Origin of the sequence: Mesorhizobium sp. M7A.F.Ca.US.002.01.1.1, assembly GCF_004022955.1 — a bacterium.
GTDB classification, from domain to species: domain Bacteria; phylum Pseudomonadota; class Alphaproteobacteria; order Rhizobiales; family Rhizobiaceae; genus Mesorhizobium; species Mesorhizobium ciceri.
This window is the reverse complement of the sequence record NZ_RZQE01000471.1, coordinates 1-4,572: the sequence shown is the minus strand read 5'-3', so window position 1 is coordinate 4,572 and position 4,572 is coordinate 1. Positions and strand designations below refer to the sequence as shown.

5 protein-coding genes are annotated in these 4,572 nt (G+C 62.9%); all 5 read left to right on the top strand.

Annotated features, from left to right (window positions below; all coding sequences use genetic code 11):
* The coding region (locus EN932_RS29905) for a substrate-binding domain-containing protein (protein WP_164890683.1) at positions 1 to 566 on the top strand (566 nt) is incomplete at its 5' end.
* A gap of 81 nt (positions 567 to 647) precedes the next feature.
* Positions 648 to 2,159: a sugar ABC transporter ATP-binding protein gene (locus EN932_RS29900; protein ID WP_127368126.1), complete on the top strand. Its 1,512-nt coding sequence runs from the start codon at positions 648 to 650 to the stop codon at positions 2,157 to 2,159.
* Positions 2,160 to 2,168: 9 nt separating this feature from the next.
* The gene (locus EN932_RS29895) at positions 2,169 to 3,131 is read left to right on the top strand and encodes an ABC transporter permease (RefSeq protein WP_127368125.1); all 963 of its coding nucleotides are present in this window, start codon (positions 2,169 to 2,171) and stop codon (positions 3,129 to 3,131) included.
* A gap of 3 nt (positions 3,132 to 3,134) precedes the next feature.
* Positions 3,135 to 4,088 (top strand): ABC transporter permease, encoded by a 954-nt coding sequence (locus EN932_RS29890; protein ID WP_063168693.1) that lies wholly within the window; start codon positions 3,135 to 3,137, stop codon positions 4,086 to 4,088.
* 89 nt (positions 4,089 to 4,177) lie between these two features.
* Positions 4,178 to 4,572 (top strand): GDSL-type esterase/lipase family protein (locus EN932_RS29885; RefSeq protein WP_245483348.1); only part of this gene is annotated, 395 nt, incomplete at its 3' end.

Genomic DNA, 4,572 nt, shown 5'->3' with positions numbered 1-4,572 from the left:
GGCTGGTGAAGACCGTCGGCGACAACGGCAAGATCTGGGTCCTGCGTGGCCTGGCCGGCCATCCGGAAGACACCAACCGCTATAACGGCCTCCTGGAATCGCTCAAGGGCACGCATGTGCAGATCATTGCCGAGGAGCATGGCGACTGGCAGTACGACAAGGCCAAGAAGCTGTGCGAGACGCTCTATCTGAACAATCCGCAGGTCGACGGCATCTGGTCGTCCGGCGCCGACATGACGCGCGCCTGCGTCGATGTCTTCAAGCAGTTCGGCACACCCATTCCGCCGATTTCGGGCGAGGGCAACAATGGCTATTTCGGCCAGTGGATTACGGATGGGTTCAAGTCGATCTCTCCGGAATACAGTCCCGCCCAGGGCGCTGCCGGCGTGCGCGCTGCCGTTGCCCTTCTGGAAGGCAAGCAGCTCTACAAGCGCTATGTCTACAATCCCGACGGATGGGACCAGGACAAGGCCAAGAAATACTATCGCGATGACCTGACCGCCAATGTCTGGTGGCCAAGCGAACTGCCGGAAGACAAGCTCAAGGAATATTACGGCAAGAAGTGACGGCGCCGTGGCTGGCGGGGAGTGGACAAACATTCCCCGCAGGCCGTTCCATGTGTCGAATCCGGTTCGTTCGAGGGTTTCGTGACCAATCTTGTCGAGATGTCCCACATTTCGAAGGCATTCGGAGGGAGCAAGGCGCTCCACTCCGTTTCCCTCGACCTCAAGGCGGGCAGCATCCACGCCCTGATGGGCGAGAACGGTGCCGGCAAATCGACGTTGATGAAGATTCTGGCGGGCGTGCATCAGCCCGATTCCGGCGAGATCTTCATGAGCGGTGAGAAGCTCGATCTGAAGTCGCCGCGCGCCGCGCTCGATGCCGGCATTTCGACCGTTTTCCAGGAGCATTCGCTGCTGCCCAATCTGTCGATCGCCGAGAACATGTTCCTCGGCCGGGAGCCGACGACCCGGTTCGGCTCGATCGACTATCCCGCGATGAAAAGGCAGACCGCCAGGGCGCTTGGCGAACTCGGCCTCACGCTCGACCCGTCGCAACTCGTTTCCAGCCTGACGATCGCCGAGCGGCAATTCGTCGAGATCGCGCATTGCATCCAGGCCGACGCCAGCGTGCTCATCCTCGATGAGCCGACGGCGGCTCTCAACGCGGCCGATGTCGATGTGCTCAACCGCAACATCCGCCGGCTGCGCGACAAGGGAAAAGCCATCGTCTACATCTCGCATCGCATGGAGGAGATCTTCGAGTTGTGCGACACGGTGACGGTGCTGAAGGATGGCGCACTGGTCGGCACCAGGACGGTGTCCGAGATCACCACCGACGAACTCATCGCCATGATGGTCGGACGCGAACTCCAGGACCTTTTTCCCGATCGTACGGGCGATGTAGGCGATGAGATCCTGCGCGTCGAAAACCTCAAGATCACCGAGACATCGCAGCCGCTGTCGCTGACTTTGCACAAGGGCGAGATCGTCGCCCTGGCCGGGCTGGAAGGGCAGGGCCAGCAGCGCTTCCTGCGATCGCTGATTGGCCGCTACCATCCCTTCGCCGGGACGATTTCTATCAACGGCAAGGCGCTGAAGATGCCGCTCCCGGCGTCGGCGGGCGTTCGGTATTTGCAGCAGCTGAAGGTCGGCTTCGTTCCCGAGGACCGCAAGGAAGAGGGGCTCTTCCTCGCTTTGCCGATCGCCCACAACATCGCCATCGGATTGCATTCGAGGCGCCCTGAACTTGCGCCGGCGCGGCCATATCGAAACGTCATCGCCCGCATGATGGAGGTCATGAACATAAAGGCGGCGGGCCTGTCGGCTGCGGTCGGTTCGCTGTCGGGCGGCAACCAGCAAAAGGTTCTGCTCGGCCGCTACCTTGCCGCCGATCTCGATCTTCTGCTGGTCGAAGAGCCGACGCGCGGTGTCGACATCGGCGCCAAGTCCGAGATCTACCATCTTCTGCGGGACTTCACCGCGAAGGGCGGCGCGGTGCTGGTGCTCTCGCGCGAGACGATCGAGCTGATCGGGCTCTGCGACCGCATCTACGTCGTCCATCACGACACGATCGTGGCCGAAATGCCGGCAGCGCAGGCGAGCGAACACAAGATTCTCGACGCGGCCCTCATGGGCGGCTCCACGCGCCAGCATTAGGGGCCTGCCATGGTTCGTTCGGTTTTCAACATCCTGAATGGCCGGAACACGCGGCAGGGCCTGTGGGGCCTGCCGCTGCTGGTCGCGTTGCTCATTTCGCTGTGGCTGACTGTCGAGACGACGCAGTTCGCCACGGCCGAAAACCTCTTCAACCTGGTTGCCCAGGCGATGCCGCTGATCATCGCGGCGATCGGACAGCTCGTCGTCGTGCTCATCGGCGGGCTCGACCTGTCGGTCGGCTCGGTCATCAGCTTCACCACCGCGGTGCTGGCGCTCGACCAGCCAGCGATTGTGTTGATCCCGGCGGTCCTCGTGCTGGCGGCAGTCATCGGGCTGATCAACGGTCTGGCGATCACCCGTTTCAACGTCCATCCGATCATCGCGACGCTGTCGACGCAGTACATCGTGCTCGGCATCACGCGCATCCTGCGGCCCGTCTCCGGCGGCACGGTGCCGGAGATCGTCATCGATGCCGTCTCGGGCAGTTTCCTCGGCATTCCCTATCCGGTTTTCTGGGGCATCGTCGTGATCCTGGCAGCGTGGAAACTGCTCTACGGATCCCGGTATGGGCTGCATCTGTTTGCGATCGGCGGCGGCATCGCGTCCGGCGCCGAGAGTGCTGCCCGCAATTTCGGCGTCTCCGACCGCCGCAACATCATCCTCGCCTATGTGATCTGTTCCTGTTTCGCAGCCGTTGCCGGTGTCTTCCTGGCCGGGCGCATCGTGTCGGGCGATCCGAATGTCGGGCTGCTTTTCGAACTCGATACCGTCACCGCCGTGGCGCTTGGAGGCACCCAGCTTTCCGGTGGCATAGGCAGCCTGCACGGCACCGTGATCGGCGCGCTGGTCATGGCGCTGCTGGCCAATGGCATGAACCTCGCCAACGTCTCGCCGTTCGTCCAGACCGCGATCAAGGGCGGCATCCTGCTGGCGGTGGTCGGGCTGCAATCCCGCAAGAAGATGGGGCTCTAAAAGATGGCTGCCGTTCTCGCAAATCCGATCGCCCGGCGCCTGCTGCGCATACCGCCGTCCTATTTTGTCTTCCTCGTGCTGCTGGCCACGCTGTGGATCGCACGACCGAACATGCTCAACCTCAACATCATGGGTATCTTCGTCAGGCAGATCGTCCCGCTCGGCATCCTGGTTCTGGGGCAGCTCGTCGTCATGCGGGTGAAGTCGATCGACCTTTCCGGCGGCGGCATCATCCTGCTCATCAACTATTTCATTTCGTCAGGCACTTTCCCCGGCGCGTCGATGCCTTTCTTCGTCGTGCTGGCGCTCGGTACCGGCCTCGTCATCGGCCTGTTCAACGGCTTCATGATAGGGAGCCGGCGGGTGTCGGCGGTCATCGTCACGCTGGCGGTCAGCATCATCCTGGTCGGGCTGGTGCAGTTCCTGTCGAGCGGCAATCCGCCCGGCGATGTGCCGAAGCTGTTCAACGACCTCTACAACACGAAATTCCTGTCGGTTCCGACGCCGGTGCTGTTCTGGGTCCTGCTGACCGCTTTGGTGTGGCTGCTGCTGTCGCGGACCGTCTTTGGCCGCTACGTCGCCTCGGTCGGGGAGAATGCCGAAGCCGCGCATTTTTCCGGCGTGCCGGTCCAGCGCACGGTGATCCTTGCGCACACGCTCGCCGGCCTGATCGCGGCGATCGCGGCCCTGGTGCAGACCGGTTCGATCGCCGTCGGCAGCGTCCGTGTCGGCCTCGACCTGCCGATCCTGGCGGTCGCGGCAACGATCCTCGGCGGCGTCGTCTTCGGTCGCGGCGACGGTGGCGTCTGGGGACCTTTCTTCGGGGCGTTGTGCTTTGCTCTGCTGTTCGTGGTGATGACGGTGCTCGGCATCGACGAGCCCGGCAAGCTTATCGCGCAGGGCGTCATCATCCTGGGTGCCGCGATCTTCTACGGAGTGCGGGTGCGAAACCCCTGACCTGAGACGGCGAAAAGCAAGCCGACCGGCGTTCGCCGGGACTGACAAATCCACGCGTTCAGACAATTGCAAACAGATGGAGAACATGGATGTCACCGCCAAAAAACATCATGTGCTACGGCGACTCGCTGACCTGGGGCTGGGTTCCGGTCAAGGAGGGGTCGCCGACCTACCGCTACCCCTATGACCAGCGCTGGACCGGTGTGATGGCGGCGGCGCTGGGAGGGGGCTACCACATCATCGAGGAAGGCCTGAGCGCGCGCACGACCTGTCTCGACGACCCCAACGATCCGCGCCTGAACGGCGCCAATTACCTGCCCTCGGCCATCGCCAGCCATCTGCCGCTGGACCTGGTCATCGTCATGCTCGGAACCAACGACACCAAGTCCTATTTCCGCCGGACGCCTTATGAGATCGCCAATGGAATGGCGAAACTGGTCGGGCAAATCCTGACCAGTGCCGGCGGCATCGGCACCCCTTATCC